The organism is Deinococcus alpinitundrae (genome assembly GCF_009982895.1).
GTDB classification, from domain to species: domain Bacteria; phylum Deinococcota; class Deinococci; order Deinococcales; family Deinococcaceae; genus Deinococcus; species Deinococcus alpinitundrae.
This window is the reverse complement of record NZ_WXZL01000156.1, coordinates 1-337: the sequence shown is the minus strand read 5'-3', so window position 1 is coordinate 337 and position 337 is coordinate 1. Positions and strand designations below refer to the sequence as shown.

General features: G+C 42.7%; 1 protein-coding gene. It reads left to right on the top strand.

Annotated features, from left to right (window positions below; all coding sequences use genetic code 11):
• Positions 1-109: 109 nt before the first annotated feature.
• Positions 110-304, top strand: a complete 195-nt coding sequence (locus GUI70_RS26140) for a phiTE-211 family phage-derived protein (RefSeq protein WP_202630578.1) — start codon at positions 110-112, stop codon at positions 302-304.
• The last annotated feature ends 33 nt before the right edge of the window (positions 305-337 follow it).

Here is a 337-nt window from a genome sequence, read left to right as displayed (position 1 = left end):
TATCAATATCCTTAAGTCTGTTTACCGTGCCCCTGACTTGGAGAAGGCACGGTAAACAGACAAGATTGAAAAAGAGTTTATCGACAAAGCCAGCAAGGTTACTGTCGAGATGCAATTCCCCGAATTCCTTCGTAAATTCTTCGGAATGTACTGGGACGATGCAGAAGTTCTTTCTGTAGCGATGGGCTACGGTCGTACAGAGTACGAAGATGTAGAGGTTAAAGATTGGATTGACCAAAAGGTTGAGTCTATCAATATCCTTAAGTCTGTTTACCGTGCCCCTGACTTGGAGAAGGCACGGTAAACAGACAAGATTGAAAAAGAGTTTATCGACAAA

Excerpts from the sequence above, each read along its gene's own strand:
- GUI70_RS26140 (WP_202630578.1), top strand. The coding sequence starts at position 110 with ATGCAATTCCCCGAATTCCTTCGTAAATTCTTCGGAATGTACTGGGAC.